This window comes from Mycobacterium sp. E2699, from assembly GCF_001666745.1.
Taxonomy (GTDB): domain Bacteria; phylum Actinomycetota; class Actinomycetes; order Mycobacteriales; family Mycobacteriaceae; genus Mycobacterium.
The window spans coordinates 1-885 of sequence record NZ_LZJH01000001.1 but is presented as its reverse complement, the minus strand read 5'-3'; the positions used below and the strand labels follow the sequence as shown (position 1 = coordinate 885).

Annotated in this window: 1 protein-coding gene and 1 pseudogene; one reads left to right on the top strand and one right to left on the bottom strand. The window is 62.3% G+C overall.

Annotated features, from left to right (window positions below; genetic code table 11):
* On the top strand, positions 1–735 hold a 735-nt coding region (locus A5696_RS00005; protein WP_067871485.1), incomplete at its 5' end, for a cyclopropane mycolic acid synthase family methyltransferase.
* A 37-nt stretch (positions 736–772) separates the two neighbouring features.
* On the opposite strand, the pseudogene A5696_RS27490 reads toward A5696_RS00005, so the two are convergent.
* Positions 773–885 (bottom strand): annotated as a pseudogene (locus A5696_RS27490) (class I SAM-dependent methyltransferase); the annotation flags it as partial.

Here is an 885-nt window from a genome sequence, read left to right as displayed (position 1 = left end):
GAGCACGAGGAGGCGCAGAACGCCAAATTCGACCTGGCGCTCGGCAAGCTGAACCTCGAGCCGGGGATGACGCTGCTCGACGTCGGTTGCGGCTGGGGCGGTGCGCTACAACGAGCGGTCGAGAAGTTCGACGTCAACGTCATCGGAATCACCCTCAGCCGCAACCAGTTCGAGTACAGCAAGGCGAGGCTGGCCAAGGTCCCGACCGGGCGCAGCGTCGAGGTGCGGCTGCAGGGCTGGGAGGAATTCGAGGACCACGTCGACCGCATTGTCACGATCGGCGCCTTCGAAGCGTTCAAAGCGGACCGTTGGCCGGCGTTTTTCGAACGGGCCTACGAGATCCTGCCCGACGACGGCCGGATGTTGCTGCACACGATTCTCGCGCATTCCCAAAAACAGCTGCACGAGCTCGGCGTCTCGCTGACCATGAGCGACGTGCGGTTCACGCGATTCATCTACACCCAGATCTTTCCCGGCGGGCAGTTGCCGGCGCAGGAAGACATTCTGAAATTGGCGCCCGCGGCCGGATTCACCGTCGAAAAGGTGCAATTGCTGCGGGAGCACTACGCCCGCACGCTCAATATGTGGGCGGCGAATTTAGCGGCGAACCGGGAAAAGGCGATCGCCATCCAGTCCCAAGAGGTCTACGACCGGTACATGAAGTACCTCACCGGCTGCGCCAAGCTGTTCCGCGAGGGCTACACCGACGTCAACCAATTCACCTGCGAGAAGTAGCCGGGCGCCTGGGAGCGCCCGGCCAGCGGTGCGCTACTTACTTGGCCAGCGTGAACTGGCCGACGTTGCTGATGCCCTTCAGGAAGAAGTTTTCACACCCCGTCAGGTAGTGCATATAGCGGTCGTAGACCTCCTGGGACTGGATGGCGA